The organism is Microbacterium sp. Bi128, assembly GCF_918698205.1.
In genome coordinates this window covers 1-1,689 of the sequence record NZ_CAKKMM010001118.1, presented here as the reverse complement: position 1 = coordinate 1,689, position 1,689 = coordinate 1, and the positions used below count along the sequence as shown (strand labels likewise).

Sequence of the window (1,689 nt, the reverse complement as noted above, 5' to 3'; positions counted from 1 at the left end):
TCCTGATGCAGTTCCTGGCCTCCAGGGTGGTGTCCTGCGTGATGAAGGACGGCGTTCCGCGGTCAGGTTGGGGAAACAGCCCCCACGACGTCCCGGATAGCGCACCCTCCCGTTCGAGAAGTTCGGCGAAGGACGGGTAGGTTCCGGATTCCCTGGTGTCGGTCATCGCGTCGCTGCCTTCTGGGGAGTCTGTTCTTTGTTTTCGTAGCGCTTGTAGTTGAGGAAGAACCCGGCGATCGCACAGATCGATGCCGCAAGGCACATCGGGGGCTTGACGGATTCGTTGAAGAATACGAGCCATTCGCTCTGGCCGGCGGCAAGGGCGACGGCCTGGCCCGTCACGAACAGGACTCCGCCGGCGAGGAGGGCGGCGAGGCGATAGGCGGTCATGCTGAGCGCGGACAGGTAGGCGATATAGGCGCTGATGGCTCCCGTGGTCCCGACCAGGACAGCGGCCGCGAACGGGTAGACGACCGCACCGATGAACGCCTGCTGGAACAGCGAAAAGAGCGCCAGCCAGCCGAGCAGGAAGATGCAGGCGTGCGCCAGCGCGAGTGCGGCGATATCGATGGACGTGCGGATCCGGCCTCCCCCGCGGGCCTCCGGTGCCACAGCCGGACGACGTTGCAGGCAACCGGCCACCACCGCCCCGGCGCCCAGCACAGCCGTGCCGATCGAGGCAATGTCACCAACTGAACCCCGTCCGGACAACGGGACCGGTTCCCGCCCGATCAGCAGAAAAGCGATGCCGCCCAGGACGAGGAAGGCGGCGCTGCCGACGAAGAGCGCCCGCGCCTCTGACGTGACGGCTGCTGGCTTGTTCGGGTCTACCATCACTCACTTCGATTCGCTGGCGTTGACGGCTCGTGCAGTTCCGCCGTCAGCGTCAGCCCCTTGTGCTCCAGCAATCTTTCGCATCCCGGGCGCTCGCACACCGGCGGTACTCCAACGCTATGGCCGCGGCGGCCCGGGGCCGTCACCCGGAACGGATGAACCCGCGCCGCCGGCCTCAGGTTTGTTGGTGCGCTGCCGGCCCGCTGTTGACCCGCCGTCGCTGGACGGAACGCACGGCCGGCGCGTGCGTCACTGACCCGCGTGCGGAACGACCAGTACTGGCCTGCCCTGCAGACGGGTCAGGGAAACGCTGACCGAGCCCTCCAGGAGCCGGCCCATCTGGGCAATCCGCCCAGGCCGCTGCCCGCCGACAATCAGCGCAGCCGCGCCCGCGCTCTGCGCCAGCCGGTCCAGGGCGTGGGCAACTTCGCCGTTCAGCACCCGGAAGGACCATGCCCCGCCGGGAGGACCGAGAATGCCCTCAAGGCAGCTGAGCAGCTGTGAGGCCGGGTATTCGGCTTCGACATTCGGGGCGGGATCCAGTGAGGTGCCATCCAGGACTCCGGCGGGCTCCCACTCCGTGAGGTAGCTCGCCGGGTCCACGAACGCGCAAATCAGGTGCACTCCCATGATCGCGGCGAGCCCGGCGGCGGCCCGTACCAGGCGCCCGTCGAATTCCCACGGCACACCGACAACCAGCGGGCCGTCCGACCATTCGCCGGCCCCGGCCTGCTGAAAATCACCGGGAGTTTCCATGGGTCCTGTCAGTCGAGGCGCGCACCCGCAGGATGTCTATGCCTTGCGGGCGCAGCGGGAATCCACGCCTTCATTATGCCCACTCGCGGCCTTCCGGTC

At 67.7% G+C, this 1,689-nt stretch carries 2 protein-coding genes; both read right to left on the bottom strand.

Annotated features, from left to right (window positions below; all coding sequences use genetic code 11):
• Nucleotides 1–162: 162 nt before the first annotated feature.
• Nucleotides 163–834, bottom strand: a complete 672-nt coding sequence (locus LQV45_RS35835) for a hypothetical protein (protein WP_308288953.1) — start codon at nt 832–834, stop codon at nt 163–165.
• A gap of 249 nt (nt 835–1,083) precedes the next feature.
• A complete protein-coding gene (locus LQV45_RS30360; protein ID WP_230010937.1) occupies nt 1,084–1,590 on the bottom strand; it encodes a universal stress protein in 507 nt (168 codons plus the stop codon).
• Nucleotides 1,591–1,689: the final 99 nt, after the last annotated feature.